Origin of the sequence: Roseinatronobacter sp. NSM (assembly GCF_052379845.1) — a bacterium.
Taxonomy (GTDB): domain Bacteria; phylum Pseudomonadota; class Alphaproteobacteria; order Rhodobacterales; family Rhodobacteraceae; genus Roseinatronobacter.
On sequence record NZ_JBQTCF010000006.1, the window covers coordinates 115,594 to 137,663 of the forward strand.

Annotated in this window: 22 protein-coding genes and 1 tRNA gene; 13 read left to right on the forward strand and 10 right to left on the reverse strand. The window is 59.7% G+C overall.

The window, feature by feature from the left end:
- Window positions 1-4: 4 nt before the first annotated feature.
- Entirely contained in the window at window positions 5-1,042 is a 1,038-nt protein-coding gene (locus tag ACTZWY_RS05185) for a GlxA family transcriptional regulator (RefSeq protein ID WP_444789623.1), read from the reverse strand.
- 62 nt (window positions 1,043-1,104) lie between these two features.
- Here ACTZWY_RS05185 and ACTZWY_RS05190 point away from each other — a divergent pair, with 62 nt between their 5' ends.
- The 5 genes from ACTZWY_RS05190 to glnT all read left to right on the forward strand — a co-directional run bounded on the left by ACTZWY_RS05190 (window position 1,105) and on the right by glnT (window position 6,257).
- Window positions 1,105-1,764: a helix-turn-helix domain-containing protein gene (locus ACTZWY_RS05190; RefSeq protein WP_444789624.1), complete on the forward strand. Its 660-nt coding sequence runs from the start codon at window positions 1,105-1,107 to the stop codon at window positions 1,762-1,764.
- A gap of 146 nt (window positions 1,765-1,910) precedes the next feature.
- On the forward strand, window positions 1,911-2,807 hold the full coding sequence (locus ACTZWY_RS05195; protein WP_444789625.1) for a class II glutamine amidotransferase: 897 nt from the start codon (window positions 1,911-1,913) through the stop codon (window positions 2,805-2,807).
- A 2-nt stretch (window positions 2,808-2,809) separates the two neighbouring features.
- Entirely contained in the window at window positions 2,810-3,493 is a 684-nt protein-coding gene (locus ACTZWY_RS05200) for a GltB/FmdC/FwdC-like GXGXG domain-containing protein (protein WP_444789626.1), read from the forward strand.
- A gap of 11 nt (window positions 3,494-3,504) precedes the next feature.
- Window positions 3,505-4,848, forward strand: coding sequence for an FMN-binding glutamate synthase family protein (locus ACTZWY_RS05205; RefSeq protein ID WP_444789627.1), 1,344 nt, complete (start codon window positions 3,505-3,507; stop codon window positions 4,846-4,848).
- A 77-nt stretch (window positions 4,849-4,925) separates the two neighbouring features.
- On the forward strand, window positions 4,926-6,257 hold the full coding sequence (glnT, locus tag ACTZWY_RS05210) for a type III glutamate--ammonia ligase (protein ID WP_444789628.1): 1,332 nt from the start codon (window positions 4,926-4,928) through the stop codon (window positions 6,255-6,257).
- Window positions 6,258-6,389: 132 nt separating this feature from the next.
- Here the strand turns inward: glnT and ACTZWY_RS05215 are convergent, their stop codons facing one another.
- The 3 genes from ACTZWY_RS05215 to hisF all read right to left on the reverse strand — a co-directional run bounded on the left by ACTZWY_RS05215 (window position 6,390) and on the right by hisF (window position 8,427).
- A complete protein-coding gene (locus tag ACTZWY_RS05215) occupies window positions 6,390-7,292 on the reverse strand; it encodes an EamA family transporter (protein ID WP_444789629.1) in 903 nt (300 codons plus the stop codon).
- 62 nt (window positions 7,293-7,354) lie between these two features.
- The gene (locus tag ACTZWY_RS05220) at window positions 7,355-7,669 is read right to left on the reverse strand and encodes a phosphoribosyl-ATP diphosphatase (protein ID WP_444789630.1); all 315 of its coding nucleotides are present in this window, start codon (window positions 7,667-7,669) and stop codon (window positions 7,355-7,357) included.
- Entirely contained in the window at window positions 7,666-8,427 is a 762-nt protein-coding gene (gene hisF / locus ACTZWY_RS05225) for an imidazole glycerol phosphate synthase subunit HisF (protein WP_444789631.1), read from the reverse strand. The genes ACTZWY_RS05220 and hisF overlap by 4 nt, the downstream gene beginning before the upstream one ends.
- Window positions 8,428-8,538: 111 nt before the next feature.
- On the opposite strand from hisF, the gene ACTZWY_RS05230 reads away from it, so the two are divergent.
- Together ACTZWY_RS05230 and ACTZWY_RS05235 are read left to right on the forward strand one after the other, a co-directional pair.
- On the forward strand, window positions 8,539-8,865 hold the full coding sequence (locus ACTZWY_RS05230) for a TraR/DksA family transcriptional regulator (RefSeq protein ID WP_444789632.1): 327 nt from the start codon (window positions 8,539-8,541) through the stop codon (window positions 8,863-8,865).
- A gap of 42 nt (window positions 8,866-8,907) precedes the next feature.
- Window positions 8,908-10,515 (forward strand): peptide chain release factor 3, encoded by a 1,608-nt coding sequence (locus ACTZWY_RS05235; RefSeq protein ID WP_444789633.1) that lies wholly within the window; start codon window positions 8,908-8,910, stop codon window positions 10,513-10,515.
- Window positions 10,516-10,616: 101 nt separating this feature from the next.
- Here ACTZWY_RS05235 and lexA read toward each other — a convergent pair whose 3' ends face one another.
- The 6 genes from lexA to ACTZWY_RS05265 form a co-directional block, all read right to left on the reverse strand.
- Window positions 10,617-11,309, reverse strand: a complete 693-nt coding sequence (gene lexA / locus ACTZWY_RS05240; protein WP_444789634.1) for a transcriptional repressor LexA — start codon at window positions 11,307-11,309, stop codon at window positions 10,617-10,619.
- 77 nt (window positions 11,310-11,386) lie between these two features.
- The gene (locus ACTZWY_RS05245; protein WP_444789635.1) at window positions 11,387-12,559 is read right to left on the reverse strand and encodes a molybdopterin molybdotransferase MoeA; all 1,173 of its coding nucleotides are present in this window, start codon (window positions 12,557-12,559) and stop codon (window positions 11,387-11,389) included.
- A complete protein-coding gene (gene moaC / locus ACTZWY_RS05250; RefSeq protein ID WP_444789636.1) occupies window positions 12,556-13,035 on the reverse strand; it encodes a cyclic pyranopterin monophosphate synthase MoaC in 480 nt (159 codons plus the stop codon). The genes ACTZWY_RS05245 and moaC overlap by 4 nt, the downstream gene beginning before the upstream one ends.
- A gap of 1 nt (window position 13,036) precedes the next feature.
- Complete coding sequence (gene trpC, locus ACTZWY_RS05255) at window positions 13,037-13,843, reverse strand: indole-3-glycerol phosphate synthase TrpC (RefSeq protein ID WP_444789637.1); 807 nt, start codon at window positions 13,841-13,843, stop codon at window positions 13,037-13,039.
- Window positions 13,844-13,859: 16 nt separating this feature from the next.
- Window positions 13,860-14,882: an anthranilate phosphoribosyltransferase gene (gene trpD / locus ACTZWY_RS05260; protein WP_444789638.1), complete on the reverse strand. Its 1,023-nt coding sequence runs from the start codon at window positions 14,880-14,882 to the stop codon at window positions 13,860-13,862.
- Window positions 14,879-15,460: an anthranilate synthase component II gene (locus tag ACTZWY_RS05265; protein WP_444789639.1), complete on the reverse strand. Its 582-nt coding sequence runs from the start codon at window positions 15,458-15,460 to the stop codon at window positions 14,879-14,881. Before ACTZWY_RS05265 ends, trpD begins: the two co-directional genes overlap by 4 nt.
- Window positions 15,461-15,686: 226 nt before the next feature.
- On the opposite strand from ACTZWY_RS05265, the gene ACTZWY_RS05270 reads away from it, so the two are divergent.
- From ACTZWY_RS05270 to ACTZWY_RS05295, 6 genes are all read left to right on the forward strand, one after another.
- Entirely contained in the window at window positions 15,687-17,297 is a 1,611-nt protein-coding gene (locus tag ACTZWY_RS05270; protein ID WP_444789640.1) for a divergent polysaccharide deacetylase family protein, read from the forward strand.
- Window positions 17,298-17,425: 128 nt separating this feature from the next.
- A tRNA-Leu gene (locus ACTZWY_RS05275) sits at window positions 17,426-17,512 on the forward strand.
- A gap of 346 nt (window positions 17,513-17,858) precedes the next feature.
- On the forward strand, window positions 17,859-18,443 hold the full coding sequence (locus ACTZWY_RS05280) for an alginate O-acetyltransferase AlgF (protein WP_444789641.1): 585 nt from the start codon (window positions 17,859-17,861) through the stop codon (window positions 18,441-18,443).
- Window positions 18,444-18,598: 155 nt separating this feature from the next.
- Window positions 18,599-19,834 (forward strand): MBOAT family O-acyltransferase, encoded by a 1,236-nt coding sequence (locus tag ACTZWY_RS05285; protein ID WP_444789642.1) that lies wholly within the window; start codon window positions 18,599-18,601, stop codon window positions 19,832-19,834.
- Between the two features lie 11 nt (window positions 19,835-19,845).
- Window positions 19,846-20,901 (forward strand): alginate O-acetyltransferase AlgX-related protein, encoded by a 1,056-nt coding sequence (locus ACTZWY_RS05290; RefSeq protein WP_444789643.1) that lies wholly within the window; start codon window positions 19,846-19,848, stop codon window positions 20,899-20,901.
- Window positions 20,898-22,070, forward strand: a 1,173-nt coding sequence (locus ACTZWY_RS05295; protein WP_444789644.1) for an alginate O-acetyltransferase AlgX-related protein, incomplete at its 3' end; no start/stop codon positions are given. The genes ACTZWY_RS05290 and ACTZWY_RS05295, both read left to right, overlap by 4 nt.

Below are 22,070 nucleotides of genomic sequence, written 5' to 3' on the forward strand. Positions count from 1 at the left end.
CAGGTCACGCCGATGGCACAGACCTGTTGTCCTGTACGCGGAACACGTTGATCTTACGACGTTCTTCTTCTGGGGGCAGGCCGTAGGTTTCCTGATACCGCTGCCGGAACGGACCCGCCGAGGAATAGCCGATTGCCAGCGCAACCTCTCGCATGGATTTGTTGGAATACAGCACCAGTTGCCGCGCCGCTGCCAGCCGCAGATTGCGGTAATAGGCCAGCGGGCTTTTATCTGTCAGCTTCTTGAATACCCGTTCCAGATGGCGCGGGGACATGTCGATCTGGTCGCAAATATCGGCAATGCTGATCGGATCTTCCAGATTTTCAGACATGATGCGCACGGCGCTGGCCACGGGTTCGGGCATCATATCGGCGGTGGCGGCCGCGCGCAGGGCTGGAATGCGCTGCCGGGTCCCTGCGCCGCGCCCCGGTTGGTGCTGGAACCAGCAGGCCACTTCGGTCATGACTTCCGGACCAAGGCGCGCGTCAATCAGCATCAGCGACAGATCGAACGCCGCCGCAGCGCCCGACACCGTCACGCGCCGCCCGTCGGTCATGATTACATCGTCGGTGTTTGCGTGGTCGGGGAATTCATCCGCGAAGGCCGCAGCATAGCACCAATGCACCGAACTGACGCGCCCCGCCATGACCCCCGCGCGCACCAGCGGAAACACCCCCCCGCTGACGGCACCAAGCACGGTTCCGTGGCGTTCCAACATGCGCAAGGTGGCGTTCCCGTGGCGGGGGTTGTCGAACTGCGCATTGGGGGGGCTAAGGATGATAAGATACTCCAGCGCGCCCGTTTGCGACAGGCTGGCCTGCGGGTGAAAGGTGACTTGCGCGCTGCTTTCAACGGGGGACCCGTGTTCTGATATCAGTGTCCAGCGAAACGCCTTTTGGCCTGCAATTTCATTGGCCGCGCGCAGCGGTTCAATCAGCGATGTCAGACATGCCATCGGAAACCCCGGAAAGATCAGGAAACCCAGATGGATATTTTCATTTCCGGTTGTCAAATCTACACTGTGGTGAAACATGGCGGTCATGTCCTGATCCTTTCATTGGGTGTTTGTGACGTGCGCTGTTCTGCAGTCAAGGAGGAATTCGCGTGACCGAGTCGCAATCTGCACCCCGCAAGGACATCAAGGCGCCGCTGTCGCAAAACCCCCATCTGGTGCGCGAGGAACGCGAAAAGGTGCTGGAAGTGGCCATCGGGCGCGAGGTGCGCGGCTACCGGCACCAGAAAGGTATGACCGTTGCCGATCTGGCGCAGGCCACAGGGCTGTCTATTGGCATGTTATCCAAGATTGAGAATGGCAACACATCGCCGTCGCTGACAACCCTGCAAACCCTGGCCAATGCGCTGAGTGTGCCGTTGACATCATTCTTCCGCCGCTTTGAAGAACACCGCGAAGCCGTGCATACCAAAGCGGGTGCCGGGGTCGAGATTGCGCGCGCGGGCACGCGGGCAGGGCACCAATATAACCTTCTGGGGCATATCGGGGGGAATGCCAGCGGTGTGATGGTGGAACCTTACTTGATTACGCTAAGCACCAGCGCTGACATTTTTCCAACATTCCAGCATGGCGGGATTGAGACGATTTACATGCTGGAAGGGGAATTGCTGTATCGGCACAGTGACCAACTGTACCATTTGCAACCTGGGGACACTTTGTTCTTCGATGCGGATGCGCCGCATGGTCCCGAAGGGCTGGAAAAACTGCCCGCGCGGTATCTGTCCATCATCGCCTATCCGCAGAACGGCTGACTGCGCTGCACTGTGGCGCGCAGGTGTGAGATTGCCTAAGTTTTCATCGATGTCGTAACTCTAGGGAAAAATATATTCTTCACAGTTGATTCTGGCGCAAGCGCTTGTTAGCTTTTGGTCAAGCGCAATTTGCAAGGGAATGGGTGATGTGCGGAATAGTCGGGCTGTTTTTGAAGGATCGGTCGCTGGAACCGAAGCTTGGGGCGATGCTGACGGATATGCTTGTCACAATGACCGATCGCGGCCCCGATAGCGCGGGCATTGCGATTTACGGGGCAGGGCAGGCCGGGCACGCCAAGCTTACGGTCCAGTCGGACACGGCCGATGCGGATTTTGCCACCTTGGCCGATGATCTGGGGCAGGCGCTGGGGGCCAATGTCACGCTGCGGCGTGCAGATACCCATGCAGTCCTGACCCTGCCCGCCGCACAGGCGCAGGGCGCACGCGATGCGCTGGCCAGGTTGCGCCCCGGCCTGCGCATCATGAGCGATGGTCAAAGCATTGAAATATATAAGGAAGTTGGCCTGCCGCGTGAAGTTGCCGCGCGTTTTGACCTTGCATCCATGTCGGGCAGTCACGGAATTGGCCATACGCGCATGGCGACCGAATCGGCGGTGACAACCCAAGGCGCGCATCCTTTCTCAACCGGGGCCGACCAATGCCTTGTGCATAACGGGTCGCTGTCCAACCACAACAACCTGCGCCGGACCCTGAAACGCGCGGGCGTGCGTATTGACAGCCAGAACGACACGGAAGTGGGCGCGGCCTATGTGACGTGGAAAATGCAACAAGGCGCAACCCTGGGGCAGGCGCTGGAAGGGGCGCTGTCAGACCTTGACGGGTTCTTTACCTTCGTGGTCGGCACCAAGGACGGTTTCGGCGTGGTGCGCGACCCGATTGCGTGCAAACCCGCTGTCATGGCGGAAACCGACCAGTATGTGGCCTTCGGGTCTGAATATCGCGCGTTGGTCAATCTGCCGGGCATTGACGCTGCCCGCGTCTGGGAACCCGAACCCGCCACTGTTTACTTCTGGAGTCACTGATCATGCAAACCATTGATCTTGCTACCCAACCCTTGCGTGAACTGAACAGCACGCTTCAGGCGCAGTCAGCGCAGACCAATGCCACCGCATGGGAAGTGCTGAACCCGCGCGGCGCGCATGCCATTGCGGTGGGGCTGGATGCCCCTATCGAAGTGACCGTGCGCGGTGTGACCGGCTATTACTGCGCGGGCATGAACAAACAGGCGCGTATTCATGTCACCGGGTCTGTCGGCCCGGGTGTGGCGGAAAACATGATGTCGGGCACAGTTATCATTGATGGCGATGCCAGCCAATATGCAGGGGCCACGGGGCGCGGCGGCCTGCTGGTGGTCAAGGGCAACGCCTCATCGCGCTGCGGCATTTCCATGAAGGGCATCGACATCGTGGTGCATGGCAATGTGGGCCATATGTCGGCCTTCATGGCGCAGGCGGGCAATCTGGTGGTGTGTGGCGACGCGGGCGATGCGCTGGGCGATTCCATCTATGAAGCGCGCCTGTTCGTGCGCGGGTCCGTCAAAAGCCTGGGCGCGGATTGCGTGGAAAAGGAAATGCGCCCGGAACATCTGGAAATCCTGCGCGATTTGCTGGATCGCGCGGGCGCTGATGCGAAGCCAGAGGAGTTCCGGCGCTACGGCTCGGCCCGCAAATTGTATAATTTCAACATCGATAATGCGGCTGCATATTGAAGGACATGACGATGACTGACCATGACACCCGCATTCCCCGGACCGTTCCCATCCAGTCGGCAACTTTCACAAACCCGATAAATGCCGAAATCCGGCGGGCTGCCGCGACAGGTATTTACGACATTCGCGGGGGCGGGGCAAAACGCAAGGTGCCGCATTTTGACGACCTGCTGTTTCTGGGCGCGTCCATCAGCCGCTACCCGCTGGAAGGCTACCGCGAAACCTGTGACACGCGTGTGACCCTTGGCACGCGGTTTGCGAAAAACCCCATTGAGCTGGACATTCCCATCACCATTGCGGGCATGAGTTTTGGCGCGCTGTCCGCGCAGGCCAAGGAAGCGCTGGGGCGCGGGGCATCGGCTGCGGGCACATCCACCACCACAGGCGACGGCGGCATGACGCCGGAAGAACGCGGGCATTCCAGCAAGCTGGTTTATCAATATCTTCCATCGCGTTACGGCATGAACCCCGATGACCTGCGCCGTGCTGATGCGATTGAAATTGTCGTGGGACAGGGGGCGAAGCCGGGCGGCGGGGGTATGTTGCTGGGCCAGAAGATTTCGGACCGGGTTGCGGAAATGCGCACCTTGCCCAAAGGGATTGACCAGCGTTCGGCCTGTCGTCACCCTGACTGGACGGGACCTGATGATCTGGAAATCAAGATCCTTGAATTGCGGGAAATCACCGGCTGGCGGGTGCCGATCTATGTGAAGGTTGGCGGGACGCGGCCCTATTATGACACGGCGCTGGCGGTCAAGGCGGGCGCGGATGTGGTGGTTCTGGATGGCATGCAAGGCGGCACGGCCGCCACGCAAGATGTATTTATCGAACATGTGGGCCTGCCGACGCTGGCCTGTATCCGCCCCGCTGTGCGTGCGTTGCAGGATCTTGGGATGCACCGCGAAGTGCAGCTTGTCATCTCTGGTGGTATTCGCACCGGGGCGGATGTGGCCAAGGCGTTGGCGCTGGGCGCGGATGCGGTAGCGATTGGCACGGCGGCATTGATTGCACTGGGCGACAATGACCCCAAATGGGAATCCGAATACCAGAAGCTGGGCACCACCACGGGCGCGTATGATGACTGGCACGAAGGGCGCGACCCTGCCGGTATTACGACCCAGGACCCCGAACTGGCCGCGCGTCTGGACCCGGTGGAGGCAGGCCGCCGCCTGCGCAATTACCTGAAGGTCATGACGCTGGAAGCGCAGACCATCGCGCGCGCCTGCGGGCACAACCATTTGCACAATCTGGAACCCGAAGACCTGTGCGCGCTGACCATGGAAGCGGCTGCCATGGCGCAGGTGCCGCTGGCGGGCACGGACTGGTATCCGGGCAAACCGGGGTCTGGCTACTGAAACTTTTGGCGCGGGTCGGACGGGGGGTCGGCCCGCGCAGTCACTTAAAAAAACACGCGACCAACAGGGACAAGAAAATGACACTCGATCTTGCAAGCTTTGCAGCGGAACGCGGCATCAAATATTTCATGATTTCGTTCACGGATCTGTTCGGTGGGCAGCGGGCCAAACTGGTGCCCGCACAGGCCATTGCCGACATGCAGCAGGCGGGCGCGGGATTTGCCGGTTTCGCCACATGGCTGGACCTGACACCTGCCCATCCCGACATGCTGGCGGTGCCCGACCCGTCATCGGTCATTCAATTGCCATGGCAACCGGATGTGGCATGGGTGGCGGGCAATTGCATCATGGAAGGGCAGGATGTGGCACAGGCCCCGCGCAATGTGTTGCGCCGCCTGATTGATGAGGCCGCAACCGAAGGACTGCATGTCAAAACCGGTATCGAGGCCGAATTCTTCTTGCTGACCCCGGCAGGCGACCAGATTTCAGACCCGTTCGATACAGCCGCCAAACCCTGCTATGACCAGCAGGCCGTGATGCGCCGCTATGATGTGGTGCGCGAAATCTGCGATTACATGCTGGATCTGGGCTGGGGCCCCTATCAGACCGACCACGAAGATGCCAATGGCCAGTTTGAAATGAACTGGGAATTCGATGATGTTCTGGCCACGGCTGACAAGCACAGTTTTTTCAAGTTCATGACCAAATCCGTGGCCGAAAAGCACGGCTTCCGCGCGACATTCATGCCCAAACCCATTGAGGGGTTAACCGGCAACGGGTGCCATGTTCATATCTCGGTCTGGGATGGCAAGGGCAAGGACGCGACAGCCAATGTTTTCGCCAGTGACAAGGGGCAGGGCCAGACGGGCGAGTTGGGCTTGTCGGACAAGGGGCGCGCGTTTCTTGGGGGGATCATGAAACATGCATCCGCCCTTGCGGCGATTACAAACCCCACTGTGAACAGCTACAAGCGCATCAATGCGCCGCGCACTATTTCCGGGGCCACATGGGCACCCAATTCCGTGACCTGGACAGGCAATAACCGCACGCATATGGTGCGCGTACCCGGCCCGGGGCGGTTTGAATTGCGCCTGCCGGACGGGGCCGCGAACCCGTATCTTTTGCAGGCGGTCATCATTGCGGCCGGGCTTAGCGGCATTCGCACCAATGCCGACCCCGGCAAGCGCTGGGATATTGACATGTATGCTGAAGGTCACAAAGTTGAAGGCGCGCCAAAACTGCCGCTGAACATGCTGGACGCGCTGCGCGCCTATGAGGCTGACAGTGACTTGACACAGATGATGGGGGCGGAGTTTTCCAGCGCCTATCTGAAGTTGAAGAAACAGGAATGGAATTCCTTTGTGTCGCATTTCAGCCGCTGGGAACGGGAACACACGCTGGATATATGACGCCGCGCTTTGGGGCGTTCTGGGCGCGCGTTGGCGCATGTCGTGCAAAACTGGGAACCGGTTTTTGCAAAAAAACATGCGAAAACATGCGGTTAGAGTGGGTCGCGTGACTGCGAATGAACGCGACACGCTTTAGCGGCCCAGTTCCACCACCACAGCGCCCAGTGCAATCAGCACCATCAGTGCCAGTTTGCGCGGGCCGACGCGTTCGCGCAAGATGAACCAGCCGATCAGCGCTGCAAACACTGTGGAGGTTTCGCGCAGAATTGCCGCCTCGCCAACCTTGCCCACCAATGTGGCAATCATCACGCCCCCGAAACTGATATAGGCAATCAATGCCCCCGCCAGCCCGCGCAGCAATAACGGCGCAGGGCGGGGCGGGTGCGTCATGCGCCGGTAGCGCGCCCATGCCAGTATCGGAAAATCCAGCGCTGTAAGGAAAAAGAACCACGCTAAAAAGCTGAACGGATCGCCTGACAGTCGGATGGCCCACGCATCATAGGTGGTATAGACCGCCACCATCACCCCGCCCGCAAGCGCCCATCCCAACCCCAGTTTCAGCGCGCGCAGGTCAATCTGTTCTTCCGACAGGTTGCGCAGCGCCAACAGCAGAATGCCGCCCGACAAGCAGGCAACGCCCAGCCATTGCAGAACTGTGTAGCTTTCGCCAAAAATTGCCATTGCGGCAATCACGGTGATAACCGGGCCGGTGCCCCGCACAACCGGATAAACCACTGTATACGCAGCCTTTTCATAGGCCAGTGCCATGGCCAGCTTATAGATGAAATGAATGACAATCACGCCCAGCAAGACCGGCCACATTGCGGCACTGGGCCAGTTCACGAAGAACAGCGCGATCGGGGCCGACAACACCGCCAGCCACATGTCAATGGACCCGCGGGTAAGCCACGGGTCATGCGCGCCCTTTTGCAACGCGCCGAAAACCGCATGGGCCAACGCAGATGTCAGCGCAAGGATCGTGGCCAGCCGCGCGCCCTCGGGCGTGCCAACAAGCGAAAGTAGCCAGTCACCCATTTAAGTCTGCCTAAAATATTAACCTGTTCAGGATATACCCTTGCCCCCATGGCGACAAGGGGTCAGCGGTCGCGCCCGGCCTTTTCCGCAAGGCCAGACACCCCTTCGCGCCGGGCCAGTTCAGCGTCGATCTGCGCAAGCGTCACCCCGCGCGCCGCGCACATGACCAACAGGTGGTAAATCACATCCGCCGCCTCTGATGTCAGGCGGTCGGGGTCACCCTTGACGGCCTCGATCACGGCCTCGATGGCTTCCTCACCGAATTTCTCGGCGCATTTTTCTGGGCCTTTGGCCAGTAATTTAGCAGTCCAACTGCTGTCGGCGTCTGCTGCCGCGCGCTGCGCGATTGTGGCGGCCAGCCGGTCCAGCGCGCTCATGTCAAGCGCACCGGTAGGCCAGCGGCGGCCATATGCGCCTTGGCCTGCCCTATTGTGTATTCCCCGAAATGAAAGATGGACGCCGCCAGTACCGCAGATGCCCCGCCCATTGTCACCCCCTCGACCAGATGATCCAATGTGCCCACCCCGCCGGACGCAATAACCGGCACGGGCACAGCGTCCACAATGGCGCGTGTCAATGGCAGGTTGAAGCCCGCGCGCGTGCCGTCGCGGTCCATGCTGGTCAGCAATATCTCGCCCGCGCCCTTGGCCGCGACAGTGCGGGCAAATTCCACCGCGTCAATGCCCGTGGGTTTGCGCCCGCCATGCGTGAAAATTTCCCATTTGCCGGGGGCAACAGTCTTCGCGTCAATCGCCACGACAATGCATTGGCTGCCGAACCGGTCTGCGGCCCGCGCCACCACGTCAGGGTCTGCCACAGCGGCAGAATTGAAGCTGACCTTGTCGGCCCCTGCCAGCAACAGCGCGCGCACATCTTCAACACTGCGCACCCCGCCGCCCACGGTCAGCGGCATAAAACACTGCTCGGCGGTGCGGGTAACAAGGTCGAACATGGTGCCGCGGTTTTCATGGGTCGCGTGAATGTCCAGAAAGCACAATTCATCCGCACCCGCCGCATCATAGGCGCGCGCGGCTTCCACCGGGTCGCCAGCATCGACAAGGTCAACGAAATTCACGCCTTTGACCACGCGGCCATCAGCGACATCAAGGCAGGGGATGATGCGTGTTTTCAACATGTCGCCCTTTTAGCGCCCCGCGCGCCGCGCGAAAAGGGGCATTTGACAAGGATCAAGGACGCGCGGCGCAATTTGCACCACAATGGGGGTCAACTGGAAGGAATCCATCCCATGACTGACCTTATCCCCCTTGAAACGCGCAAGGCGCAGCTGACTGAACGGCGGCTGGAATTGATGGCGCGCATGAATTTTGTTGATCAGGAATTGTCCAATCCCGGCAGCCCTGATTGGGAAGAAAACGCGACCGAGCATGAAGAAGATGAAACCCTAAATGCCCTGGGCCAGTCCGCACAGGCCGAATTGCGCATGATCGACGCGGCATTTGCCCGTCTGGCACAGGGCGACTACGGGTTTTGTACCATCTGCGGCGCGGAAATCAGTGCTGCGCGGCTGGACCTGCTGCCTGCAACTCCGTTTTGCAAGCGGTGCGCGCAGTAACATCATCTTGCATGGGCACGCGCCAGCGCATATACGCGCGCCATGTTGGACCATGCCCCGAACCGCCCCGCTTTGCCGCCCGAAATCGCGCGGCGCAGAACCTTCGCCATTATCTCGCATCCTGATGCGGGGAAGACGACGCTGACCGAGAAATTTCTGTTGTTCGGGGGCGCCATCCAGATGGCAGGGCAGGTCCGCGCAAAAGGCGAGGCGCGGCGCACAAGGTCGGATTTCATGCAGATGGAAAAAGACCGTGGCATCTCGGTGTCCGCGTCGGCGATGTCGTTTGATTATGGCACATACCGCTTCAATCTGGTGGACACGCCCGGCCACTCTGATTTCTCGGAAGACACATACCGCACACTGACAGCTGTTGACGCTGCCATCATGGTCATTGACGGGGCAAAAGGCGTGGAGTCGCAGACCCGCAAACTGTTCGAGGTGTGCCGCCTGCGCGACCTGCCCATCTTGACCTTTTGCAACAAGATGGACCGCGAAAGCCGCGAAACTTTCGATATTATTGACGAAATCCAACAAAACCTTGCGATTGACGTGACCCCGGCAAGCTGGCCCATCGGGCAGGGCGCGGATTTTCTGGGCTGCTATGACCTGCTGCACAACCGGCTGGAGCTGATGGACCGTGCCGACCGCAACAAAGTCGCGGAAAGCGTTGTGCTTGACGGGTTGAATGACCCCAGAATGGCCGATCATGTGCCCCCGCATTTACTGGCGCAGTTGCGCGAAGAAGTTGAAATGGCGCGCGAATTGCTGCCCCCGCTGAACCCGAAATCCGTCATGGAAGGGCATTTGACCCCGATCTGGTTCGGGTCCGCGATCAATTCCTTCGGCGTCAAGGAGTTGATGCGTGGAATCGCCGAATACGCCCCCGAACCCCAGCCCCAGACCGCGCAATCGCGCCAGATTGCGCCCGAAGAAGACAAAGTGACGGGCTTTGTATTCAAGGTTCAGGCGAATATGGACCCCAAGCACCGCGACCGCGTAGCCTTTGTGCGGCTGGCCTCAGGGCATTTTGAACGCGGCATGAAATTGTTGCACGTGCGTTCCAAAAAACAGATGACGGTTGCAAGTCCGGTCCTGTTTCTGGCCGCAGACCGCGAATTGGCAGAGGAAGCCTGGGCCGGCGACATTATCGGCATTCCCAACCACGGGCAGTTGCGTATCGGGGATGCGCTGACCGAAGGCGAGGCCCTGCGTTTCAGCGGTATTCCGTCCTTTGCGCCCGAATTGTTGCAGGCGTGCCGCGCGGGTGACCCGATGAAGGCCAAGCATCTGGACAAGGCGCTGACGCAATTCGCTGAAGAAGGTGCTGCAAAGGTGTTCAAGCCGGTCTTCGGGTCAGGCTTTATTGTCGGGGTTGTGGGCCAATTGCAGTTTGAAGTTCTGGCCAGCCGCATAGAGCTGGAATATGGTCTGCCTGTGCGGTTTGAACCAACCCAATTCACATCCGCCCGCTGGGTTGCAGGCGACAAGCTGGCCGTGGAGGCATTCACTGCCGCCAATAAGCAACATATGGCGACCGATAGTGACGGTGACCCTGTGTTCATGACCCGGCTGCAATGGGATATTGACCGTGTCGGGCGCGATTACCCTGATATTCGCCTGACTGCGACCAAGGAAATGATGGTCTGAACCGCGCCTGTTCCGTTGTCTGGCGATATGTCATATAACAACGGCGTGTTTCGCAAAACACATCCTTTGCATCAGCAGGGGACGGGCGCGGGCAGCCTGCGTTAGTAGCTGCGGATAAGCCCGACCAACCTGCCTTGTACCTGCACCTGATCATCGCGCAGCAGGCGGGTTTCATAGGCCGGATTGGCGGCTTCCAGTGCGATCATGCCATTGTGCCTGCGAAAGCGTTTCAGTGTCGCTTCATGCCCTTCGACGAGTGCCACGACAATATCACCGTTATCCGCGGTATCCTGTTCCCGGATGACCACTATATCCCCGTCATTGATGCCAAGATCGATCATAGAATCGCCCTGCACCTCCAGGGCGTAATGCTGTTTGCGCCCGTCCAGCATGGACCCGGGCACAGCGACATTGCGCACCACTTCGCTGATGGCTTCAATCGGGGTGCCTGCCGCGATTTTACCCATGATGGGCAAGGTCATGGCCGATGCTTCCACCGCCATGGACGCAAGGGGGGGGGCGGGTTTATCCTGCGCGCCACCATCGACCACCTGTGCCACAAACCCGTCGCGCGACAGGGCGTCTGGGAGTTTGAGGACTTCAATAGCGCGGGCGCGATGGGGCAGGCGGCGTATGAAACCGCGTTCTTCCAATGCTGTGATCAACCTGTGGATGCCGGATTTTGACCGCAGGTCCAGCGCATCCTTCATTTCGTCAAATGAGGGTGCGACCCCGTCCTGTTCCATCCGCTTATGGATCAATGTCAACAGGTCGATCTGCTTTCGTGTCAGCATGGGGGCCCCCGTCAGGATGTGAAATGCAGGTATTCACCTTATGTTCTACACGCGTTCCCCGAATGTGTCAACCGATGTTACAGCATTATATAGCGCATCGGCTCGCCCGCCTTGCGCGGCCCCTCACCGGCAGGGTGCACCAGCAACGCATCAGCGCCTGCCAGCACCGTCAGAAGCGAACTGTCCTGATTTCTGACTGGCGCAATTGTTGGCCCCGGCCCAAGTGTGGCGCGCATGTAATGCGTGCGCGGTCCGTTCGCAGGCAGGTCACAGGCAAGCGCAGCGGTTGCCGTGGGCAGTGGCCATTCGCCCAGCCCTTGCATCGCGCGCAGGGCAGGGCGCATGAACAAATGGGCGCAAACAATTGAAGACACGGGGTTTCCGGGCAGGCCAAGCAGAAGGGACTGGCCCAATGTGCCAGCCATCAGCGGTTTTCCGGGGCGCAGCGCAATCTTGTAGAAGCTGCGTTTGGCCCCCAGCATGTCGGCCACAGGGCCGACCAGATCGTGATCCCCGACCGACGCCCCACCGATGGTGACGATCATATCCGCCCCTGCCGCCAGTTCAAACACGGCACGCAAGGATGTTTCAGTGTCCGATGCAATGGGCAGGATGCGCGCGCGGGCCCCTTCGGCTTCGGCCAATGCCTTGATGGCAAACGCATTTGACGCAATGATCTGGTCCGCCCTTGGCGTGCCACCGGGCATGACAAGTTCATCCCCCGTCGCAATGATTGCCACATCCGGGCGGCGGCTGACCGTGACATTCGGGCAGTTCATGGACGCCAAAAGCGCCAGTGCAACAGCGCTAAGCCTGCGCGGGGCGGTGACAATGTCGCCTTGCGTGAAATCCACGCCCCGCGGGCGAATATGCGTGGCGTGGTCCAGTTTCCCCGGCAGGGTGACCCAGCTTTCATTGGTTGTGACGTCTTCTTGCAGCACCACGCGCCCCACGCCGGAAGGGATGGGCGCGCCGGTGAAAATGCGCACAGCCTCGCCGGTGGCCACTGTCCCCGAAAACGCATGTCCGGCGGCGGCTTCGCCGATAAGGCGCAGGTCGGCCCCGGCCTGCGCGTCGGCGGGCACCCCGTATCCATCCATGGCAGAGGCCGCGAAGGGGGGCTGGTCTCGCTGCGCGCAGACGGCTTCGCGCAACACCCGCCCCGCGGCATGTTCCAACGGCAGGCTTTCTGTGCCCAGCGGTTGCACCAGCGCGAAGACGCGGGCCAGGGCTTCCTCGGGGGGGATCATGTGTCCACCTCATAGCGGCCAGATTTGCCGCCATCTTTCAGCACCACGCGCGTGTTGGTGATGGTCATCGACTTTTCAGCGGCCTTGAGCATGTCATACACGGTCAAGGCTGCAACTGATGCGGCGGTCAGCGCTTCCATCTCCACCCCGGTCTGGCCGGTGGTGCGCACTTCCGCGCGGATGCGCACGCCGGGCAAGCTGCTATCGGGGGTCAGCTCCACGCTGACCTTCGTAATGGGCAAGGGGTGGCACAGCGGGATCAGATCCGCGCAGCGTTTTGCCCCCATGATGCCCGCCAGCCGCGCAACACCCAGCACATCGCCTTTCTTGGCGCGGCCTTCGGTCACCAATGCCAGCGTTTCGGGCAGCATTTGCACGGTGCTTTCTGCCACTGCCACCCGCGCCGTATGGGACTTTTGCGACACATCGACCATATGCGCGTGGCCATCAGCGTCAAAATGTGTCAGTTTTTCCACATTACACCTTTTCGCAGGGGATAGGGGCCAGCAAGTCGCGCGTGGCCGCTGCTACATCGGGCTGGCGCATCAGGCTTTCGCCAATCAGGAAACTGCGCGCGCCATATGTGGCCAGATCTGCCAGATCGGCGGGCGTGTAAATCCCACTTTCGGCCACCAGCAGCTTGCCATCCGGCACCAGTTTCGACAGGCGGCGCGTGGTGTCGAGTGTCACCTCGAATGTGTTGAGGTTGCGGTTATTGATGCCCAGCAGGGGCGATTTCAGCGCCAGTGCGCGGTCAAGTTCATCCTCGTCATGCACTTCAACCAATACATCCATGCCCCAGCTGAAAGCCGCATCTTCCAACTCCTGCGCCTGCGCATTACTGACGGACGCCATGATGATCAGGATACAATCGGCATTGAGTGCGCGCGATTCAGCGACCTGCCATGTGTCATACAGAAAATCCTTGCGCAGGGCGGGCAGGGCCACAGCATTGCGTGCCGCCAAAAGGAAATCATCGGCGCCTTGAAAACTGGGCGTGTCGGTCAGCACACTTAAACATGTGGCCCCGCCATCGGCATAGGCGCGCGCCAGTGCGGGTGGGTCAAACTCTGCGCGGATCAGGCCCTTGGACGGGCTGGCCTTCTTGATTTCGGCAATCAACCCGTAGCCGCCGCGTTGCGCATGGGCCAGCGCTTGGGCAAAACCGCGCGGCGCGCTGGCGCTGCGGGCGGCTTCTTCAACCTGCGCCAGCGGGCGTTCGGCCTTGCGCGCGGCAACATCTTCCAGCTTATAGGCTTTGATCTTGTCCAGAATGGTGGCCATGTGGGGTCCCTTCGTTTCACTCTTTCGCAGGGCTGATTTTCGCCAGCGCGTTGACTGTCCGCATGGCCGCACCTGATGCAATGCTGTCGCGGGCGCGTTCCACGCCCTCGGGTAGGGTGGTGGCCCTGTCGGCAACGACAAGTGCCGCCGCCGCGTTCAGCAACACCGCATCGCGGAAGGCAGCGCGCCCGGCGCCTTGTAACATGGCCAGCAATTCCACGGCGTTTTCCTGCGGACTGCCGCCCAACAATTCCTCAAACGCATGGACGGGCAGGCCGGCTTCTTCGGGATGCAGGGTAAATTCGCGCAAGCTGCCATCTTCCAGCGCGACAACCCGGCTTTCGGCTGCAATAGACAATTCGTCGGTGCCATCCCCGCCATGGACCAGCCACGCCTTGTCCGACCCAAGCGCGCGCAGCGTTTCGGCCATGGGGCGCAGCAGGTCGGGGGAAAACGCCCCTGTCAGCTGGCGTTTGACATTGGCAGGGTTGGTCAGCGGACCCAGAATGTTGAAAATCGTGCGCGTGCCAAGTTCCGCACGCACCGGCCCGACATGGCGCATGGCGGGGTGGTGCATCGGCGCCATCATAAACCCTATGCCCACCTCGCGCAGGGCGCGTTCCACCACTTGCGGTCCCACCATGACATCAATGCCAAGTGCGCCCAGCGCGTCTGCGGCCCCGGATTTCGATGACAGGTTGCGGTTGCCATGTTTGGCGACTGGCACCCCTGCCCCCGCCACAACGAAGGCCGTCGCCGTGGAAATATTCAGCGTGCCCTTGCCATCGCCGCCAGTGCCTACAATGTCCATCGCGCCATCAGGGGCATGGACCTTGACGCATTTGGCGCGCATCACACTTGCGGCAGCGGCATATTCATCAACGGTTTCGCCACGGGTGCGCATGGCCATCAGGAGCCCGCCGGTTTGCGCGGGCGTGGCTTGCCCTTCAAACAGCAGGTTGAAAGCGGCCTCGGCCTCGGGGCGGGTCAGGGGGCGGGTGGCGGCAATGCCGATCAGCGGCTTCAGGTCATCCATCACGCGCCGACCTTCGCCATGTCCAGAAAATTGCGCAGCATCGCGTGCCCGTGTTCCGAGCGTATGCTTTCGGGGTGGAACTGCACCCCTTCAATAGGCAAATCGCGGTGGCGCAGGCCCATGATCAGCCCGTCTTCCAGCCAGGAAGTGATTTCCAGACAGTCGGGCAGGGTGTCCCGATCGACCACCAGCGAATGATAGCGTGTCGCATTCAAGGGCGATGGCAGGCCCGCGAACACCCCCGTGCCGCCATGATGCATCGCGCCCAGCTTGCCATGCACGATCTGGGGCGCGCGCACGACCTGTCCGCCAAACGCCTGCCCGATGGTCTGGTGGCCCAGGCACACACCCAGCAGGGGCACCCGCGCATCTGCCGCCGCCAATGTCAGCGGCAGGCACACCCCAGCCTGATCGGGGTCGCAGGGACCGGGTGACAGCACAATCGCGGACGGGTTCAGCGCCATGGCCTGTTGCACATCCAGCGCGTCATTGCGGTGCACAACCACATCTGCGCCCAACTCGCCAAAATAATGCACAAGATTATAGGTGAAGCTGTCGTAGTTATCGATCAATAGCAGCATGGGCGGGGCCTTGACGGTTGGGGTGGGCGGCCTGACTTTCGGGCACCCGCCCTACATGCCCGCCCGTGGGCCAGAAGGTCAAGCCTGCAGGGCGCAATCTGTTTGATCACAGGGCGCTTTTGTGGAAAGGATGGCATGTGCGGCAGGGCTGGTGCCGAGGATGACTGCGTGACAGCGCAGGCGCCTATCGCGAACAGCACTGTTTCAGTTAGAGTGGGGAATTCGCGTGAACAGCATTGGTGTTGCGGGCTTTGGTCTTGGGCTGGTCATTGCTGCGGTAGGGGTTCTGGGGCTTGCAGTGGCGTTCCCGCCGCAAGTGTCGCCCCCCGCACCAATGGCCGTTATTGACAGCGAAAACCCGACAGAGGGGGAACCCTTGATCGCGGCTGACGGGGGTGGTCCCGAACTGGTGTTGTCCGATGCTGTGGACCAGCCGCCCGCAGTCTCCGCGCAGACTATGCAAACAGACGGCGCTGACGCAGACCGGCCCGTAACAGCGGCTGTGCCTGAGTTGCCGCGCCATGACCAGACCCGCCCACAGGATGCGGTTGCCCCGTCCGCCCCGGCCGATGACCGGCTTGCCCCCATCGCCGACGGGGCCGGGGACGTGGCCTCGATGGCGCAGATTCCGGACCTGTCCGCGCCCGTGGTGCAAGCTGTCCCAGACCGCCCCATGGCAGCGCGCCCCCCTGCCGCGCTTTCGCCCGATGCAGGCACCACAGCTGATATGCAAGCGGACATGCCCGCCGACGCCCCCCCCGCGCCAGTCCGGCAGGACGCGCGGATTGAACTGTCCCCCGTGGCGCAGGGAACGGGCCGCGCGCCGGGGGCAGGGGATGATATGCCCCCCTCGTTGCCTGCGCCATTGCCCGCCCAAACCAGGGGGGCAAACACCGATGCTGCGCCCCTGCCAGACACGGATCAACCGCAGCCCGCCCCGCCGGCAACGCAAACCCCGCCCGGTGACGCCGCCGACCCCGTGCCGGTCCCTGCCGACGCCCCTGATGGTGCTGCGATGCCCGGAACCCGCGTAGCGGGCCTGCCCGGCCTGCCGCCATCGCCGCGCGCGCCCGTGTCCGCGCTGCCTGTTGCCACTGATGACGCGGGTTCAGACGACACGGAAGCGGATGACATGGACACGGGCGCCCCCGAACTGGCGGGCACCGCGCTGGAACGCAACGCCATTCCAGTTGAGGGCGCGGCGGACCAGCCCTTTATGGCGATCGTGCTGAATGATCCCGGCTTGCCCATGCCGTTGCGGCGGGATCTGGCGGCGCGTGATCTGCCCTTCACCGTTGCGCTGAACCCCATGGACCCAAGCGCCACGGAAGCTGCGGAATTGTATCATGGCGCTGGCAAGGAAGTGTTGATTCTGGCCAATGGCATTCCCGCGGGGGCCACGGCGTCCGATATTGATGTCACGTTCGGGGCCTATTTCGACAATGTGCCGCTGGCTGCGGGCGTCATCGATTTGCCGCGCGATGGTTTCGTGCGCAACACGCGGCTATCCTCCGAGGTGATGAAAGTTCTTGCGCGCGACGGCTACGGGCTTGTGACTTTTGCAGGCGGGTTGGGGCAGGCGGCGCGCAGCGCTGCCGCGATGGGCGTGCCCCATGCTGAAATATTCCGCACCCTTGACGCCGAAGACGAAAGCGCGCTTACCATCCGGCGTTTTCTGGACCGCGCGGTGTTTCAGGCCAGTCAGGTCGGGTTTGTGATGGTTTTTGGGGAAGCCAGCACCCAATCAACGCTTGATGCGCTTGATTTGTGGCAATCCGAAGGGCGTGTTGATCAGATTAGCCTTGTTCCGGTATCCGCCATCCTGCTGCGCCAGTAAGACGCGCGACGCACCGGACGCATGCTGCCTGAACAGGCAAAGCCAAGATGACAATGTCTGGCCCGGAACGGCCAGGGCAGGAATTTCATCTTGAGAAATATGATCGTTATGGATAGAGCACAGCTTCAGGCCCCTTGCTGGAACTGGTAGACAGACCAGACTTAAAATCTGAGGCTCGTATGGGCGTGAGGGTTCGAGTCCCTCAGGGGCCACCATTCCACAGTTACCCGACCTGCAATGCAGTGCTGTGGGCAATTGGGGGGCGTGTGGGCGCACGCCGCTGGTTTGGCAGGAAACCAGTCTGCACCCCGCTGCGCGGCAACGCGCTGTGCCCAATAGGGGCGGATACCACGCATTATGTGGGGGCATTTCATCATCACCCTTGCCGCAAGACGGGTCACGATGACCAGAACCGTAGTTCGATCTGCCTGAATTCAGGCAGTTTGGCAGAACCTGATGCGCCGGAAGGCGAAAACACTGATCTCCTCGTCAAGTATGGCTTTATCCGGTCAGTAATTTGAAAATAGCTTGGCCAGTCTTGGCAGCAGGGGAATTTCAGCCATGATGCGACGCTTGTTCGTTTCGATCCTAGTGTCCTTTAGTTTCGGTGGCGTGCCCATTTCCGCGCAAGAAGAAGCGCTTTATGACGCGCCTGTTCCAGATGATGCCGCCTTCGTGCGGTTCATTGCGGTTGACGCGCCCGCCGCTGTGTTCGGGATTGAGGTGTCAGGTGATGATCTCTCCAGTCCGGCCTACCGGGTGGTGCGGGCCACTGGCCTTGACGGTGCCGAAGCGGGGGCATCCTATACCGTTCTGGGCGGGCAGTCAGATGGAACGACCTTGATTCAGGAACCCGCGCGCGACCCTTCCCGTGTGACATTGGCACTTGTGAACCTGACAACTGCTGACATCAGCTTAAAAACATCAGATGGCAGCATAGAAATTATCGGGGCCACGGGCCCGCGCCAGATGGGCTTTCGGGAAATAAACCCTGTTCAGGTGCCAGTTGCCGTCCATACGGGGGGCGGACAATTGGGCGACGTGATCGCTTTGTCCTTGCGTCGGGGGCAGAACCCCGCCCTTGTTGTAACTGTTGACGGTGTTGAATTGATTCAAAGCGAATTGATCTCGGAGCCGCTCAATTGATTTTCTCGACAAGCTTGTTTGTTTTCCTTTTTCTTCCCCTGTTTCTTGCTTGCTATTATCTTACGCCACTTCGTTTCCGATCCCTGCTTATACTGTGTTTCAGCTATGGTTTTTATGGCTGGTGGCGTTATGAATACCTGCTTGTCATCTTCGGTATGTCGCTGGTCAGCTATTATGCGGCCCAGGTCACGGTTTGGTCATCTGATGAACGGGTGCGCCGCTGGGCTGTTGGCGTGGGGGTCGGGTTCGATCTGGCGGCACTTGCATATTTCAAATACACAACCTTTCTTCTGACCAATATTTCCGCCATGTCAGAAATGTTCATGGGCCGGGAAATCCATGTAATTGATGTTTTGCTGCCCATCGGCATTTCCTTTCATACATTCCAGTCGATCAGCTATGTCATCGATATATACCGCCGCGATGCGCCGCCTGCGCGAAACATCATTGATTTTCTGGCCTTCAGTTCGCTTTTCCCGCAACTAATTGCGGGTCCGGTGCTGCGCTACAAGGATTTGGCGGCGCAGTTCGTTTCGCGCACCCATTCGCTGGAACTGTTTGCGGCGGGTGTCTACCGCTTTGTGCTGGGTCTGGCGATGAAGGTGCTTGTGGCCGACAGCGTGGCACCGCTGGCGGACCGAATATTCGCCTTGACCGACCCGACATTGGCCGAAAGCTGGCTGGGCGCGCTTGCCTATACGGTGCAATTGTTCTTTGACTTTGCGGGGTATTCCGCGATGGCAATTGGCATTGGTCTGATGATCGGGTTTCGCTTCATCGAAAACTTCAATGCGCCATATGTCAGCCGGTCCATAACCGAATTCTGGCGGCGTTGGCATATCAGCCTGTCGACATGGCTTCGGGATTATCTGTATCTTCCGCTGGGCGGCAACAGAAAAGGCCCGGTGCGCACCTATGTGAACCTGATTGTCACAATGGTGTTGGGCGGGTTCTGGCACGGTGCGAACTGGACATTCCTGTTATGGGGGGCATGGCATGGCGGGTTGATGGCGCTGGAACGGGCCATGGGCGTCAAGAAGCGGCAGGTCTGGCCTGGGTTGATTGCCTTGCCGCTGACATTCACGTTTGTCGTGATCGGTTGGGTGATGTTCCGCGCAACCAGTGTCGGTGCCGCATTGAACATGTATGCGGGCATGATTGGCCTGAACGGGGTGTCCATCCGCCCCGAAATTGCGTGGCAGATCACCCCGAGCGAGGTGCTGATGCTGGCTGTGGGCCTTGGCATAAGCTTTTTTCCGGTGCTGTCGCGGGGCCGGGATGTCCGCCCCAGTCCGGCGTTGCGGTCAACTGCTATGCTGATGCTTGCGATCTTGTCCATCAGCCGGCTTACAGCGCAGTCTGACAGCCCTTTTCTTTATTTTCAGTTTTAGGACGCGGGTTCATGGAAAAAGCGTCAAGTCTGGCAATCATGGTGACAATCGGCTGCATCGGCACTGTGACATCGGCGGTGACGCCGTGGCGCGCAGCGTTTGAAGGGCCAGTGACGGACGGGGTCATCCAGCCCGCGCTGGAGGCCGCTTTTGACGAAGCCGTGGTCATCCGCGATGGTGCCATTCATGCCTGGCAGGCATTTCTGTTCGGTGTCTTTGGCCAGATGTCAGACGGGGCACTGGCTGGCGAAGGGGAATGGTTATTCACCACCGAGGAGTTTGAGACCCATCCCGATTTCGATGCGCAGTTCAATGCGCAGATTGCGCGCATCCTGGATGTGGAAGCTGCCCTGCGCGCGCATGGTGTGGCGCTTCTGGTCGCCTTGATCCCCGACAAGGCCCGCATCATGTCCGCATATTTGCCGCGCGCGGACCGTGGCGCAGCGATTGGCGCACGCTATGACGCGGCACTTGGCGCGCTGCAGGGGGGCGGTGTCGCGGCGCCGGACCTGCGGCCCGTCTTGTCGGCGATGCTCGGCAGCGGGGACACCCCGTTCTTGCGGACAGATACGCATTGGACGCCAGAGGGGGCGCGCGCTGCGGCTTATCATCTTGCCTTGCTGGCCGAGGGTCAGATCAGCGCCCCAAGCGAGTTTGTGACCCTCACCACCGGAACTGAACCGCATACCGGGGACCTGATGCGCTTCGCAAATACCGGGCCTTTTGCCCCGCTGGTTGGTCCCCATCCTGAAGATATTACTACTTATTCTACGGTGTCAGGGGCAGTTGCGGGCGATTTTCAGGCGCTTTTTGGCGAACAGCAAATCCCTGTTGTGCTGGTCGGCAGCAGCTATTCTGCCAACCCCAGATGGAATTTTGAGGGATTTCTTAAAACATCCTTCAGTGCCGACATCCTGAATGTCGCGCAAGAAGGGCGCGGCCCCTTTGCCCCTATGGAGCGCTGGCTTCAGGATGTGGACCTGACAACACGCGCGCCGGATCTGGTGATCTGGGAAATCCCCGAACGGTATTTGACCCTTAGCACACTGAAAAGGTTGGAAGAATGAATTTGCGTTATACTTGCACAGCGCTGCTTCTTGCTGCGGCACCCGCGTCCTTCGCGGCCGCACAGGACGTGCCGCTTTATTGCGATGCCATGGCGGATCCAGAGGCGTATGCTGGTATCTTGTCAAATGCATTGATGCCATTGCGCATAGATCCTGAAAGCGGTTTTGTATACACAAATCGAGATTTTATTGAAAATTATACATTACCTGAGGAAGCCATAGCGCTTTTGAACCTGATCAATCAGAATGTCAGAGATAATGAAACAGGTCTTTATATGATAGTGCTTCCTCCAAGGGTTGCGATAAGCACTCTGCCGGATTTTGATAGACTGTTCCCCGCAGCACCAATCTTTGACTTATCGGCAGCACTCGCCACATTCTCGGACAGCATATCACGGTTGAACTCCTCTGGAATTGTTACACCAAACCTGTTTCAGCATTTAATCGATACCCCTCATTTGAAAGAGGGATATTATATTTCAGGTGACAATCATTGGTCGCCGACCGGCGCATTTGAATCAATTGCTGCGCTTGCCACGATGGGTGTCAATTTTTCATATTCATCTGAAAAGAATAAGTATCAGGTTCGGGATACGGTAAGCCGTTCGACCGGTGGTTCATACCGGAAAGCTATTGCACAAATATGTGGCACGGAGATATATGAGGACAATTTCTCTTTCTCTCGTTTTGAAATTAACACTGAAGGTAGCACTGTACAGGATCAACTTTTTGGTAGCATATCAAGTGATTCAAACAAAATTTCTCTTGTTGGAACAAGTAATTCTAATGGCGGGTTTAACGATTCTTTTCTAGCCGCAGATGCACTGTCATATCATTTTCAGACCGATGTTGAAAATTTTGGTGTGAATGGCGGTGGACTAGTTCTCTCGATCGAATCTTACTTTCATGACAAGCAGGCCCGGGAAAGTAAGATTGCCCTGATCTGGGAAACATTTCACACTGAACTTTTAAATATGAATCGTTCTACTCTCAGTCAAATCTACGGTGCGGCCTTGCCAGCCTGTGAGCCGGGACCCTTGACTTTGACCGATCAAACGACTCTCGATGACACTTGGAAAGATCTGACTTTGCACGGCTTGTTCTTACAAGATGTTCTGGAGCTTTCTATCCCGGATATGAAGACGGGGAATATCTCAATTGAAGCGACT

What these genes read in the sequence shown, in the direction of transcription:
- ACTZWY_RS05200 (WP_444789626.1), top strand. Translation starts at nt 2,810, where the DNA reads ATGCAAACCATTGATCTTGCTACCCAACCCTTGCGTGAACTGAACAGC.
- ACTZWY_RS05215 (WP_444789629.1), bottom strand. Translation starts at nt 7,292, where the DNA reads ATGGGTGACTGGCTACTTTCGCTTGTTGGCACGCCCGAGGGCGCGCGG.
- ACTZWY_RS05205 (WP_444789627.1), top strand. Translation starts at nt 3,505, where the DNA reads ATGACTGACCATGACACCCGCATTCCCCGGACCGTTCCCATCCAGTCG.
- ACTZWY_RS05195 (WP_444789625.1), top strand. Translation starts at nt 1,911, where the DNA reads ATGTGCGGAATAGTCGGGCTGTTTTTGAAGGATCGGTCGCTGGAACCG.
- ACTZWY_RS05220 (WP_444789630.1), bottom strand. Translation starts at nt 7,669, where the DNA reads ATGAGCGCGCTGGACCGGCTGGCCGCCACAATCGCGCAGCGCGCGGCA.
- ACTZWY_RS05265 (WP_444789639.1), bottom strand. Translation starts at nt 15,460, where the DNA reads ATGCTGCTATTGATCGATAACTACGACAGCTTCACCTATAATCTTGTG.
- ACTZWY_RS05185 (WP_444789623.1), bottom strand. Translation starts at nt 1,042, where the DNA reads ATGACCGCCATGTTTCACCACAGTGTAGATTTGACAACCGGAAATGAA.
- trpC (WP_444789637.1), bottom strand. Translation starts at nt 13,843, where the DNA reads ATGGCCACCATTCTGGACAAGATCAAAGCCTATAAGCTGGAAGATGTT.
- ACTZWY_RS05230 (WP_444789632.1), top strand. Translation starts at nt 8,539, where the DNA reads ATGACTGACCTTATCCCCCTTGAAACGCGCAAGGCGCAGCTGACTGAA.
- ACTZWY_RS05290 (WP_444789643.1), top strand. Translation starts at nt 19,846, where the DNA reads ATGGAAAAAGCGTCAAGTCTGGCAATCATGGTGACAATCGGCTGCATC.
- glnT (WP_444789628.1), top strand. Translation starts at nt 4,926, where the DNA reads ATGACACTCGATCTTGCAAGCTTTGCAGCGGAACGCGGCATCAAATAT.
- ACTZWY_RS05285 (WP_444789642.1), top strand. Translation starts at nt 18,599, where the DNA reads ATGTCGCTGGTCAGCTATTATGCGGCCCAGGTCACGGTTTGGTCATCT.
- ACTZWY_RS05280 (WP_444789641.1), top strand. Translation starts at nt 17,859, where the DNA reads ATGATGCGACGCTTGTTCGTTTCGATCCTAGTGTCCTTTAGTTTCGGT.
- ACTZWY_RS05245 (WP_444789635.1), bottom strand. Translation starts at nt 12,559, where the DNA reads ATGATCCCCCCCGAGGAAGCCCTGGCCCGCGTCTTCGCGCTGGTGCAA.
- lexA (WP_444789634.1), bottom strand. Translation starts at nt 11,309, where the DNA reads ATGCTGACACGAAAGCAGATCGACCTGTTGACATTGATCCATAAGCGG.
- ACTZWY_RS05235 (WP_444789633.1), top strand. Translation starts at nt 8,908, where the DNA reads ATGTTGGACCATGCCCCGAACCGCCCCGCTTTGCCGCCCGAAATCGCG.
- hisF (WP_444789631.1), bottom strand. Translation starts at nt 8,427, where the DNA reads ATGTTGAAAACACGCATCATCCCCTGCCTTGATGTCGCTGATGGCCGC.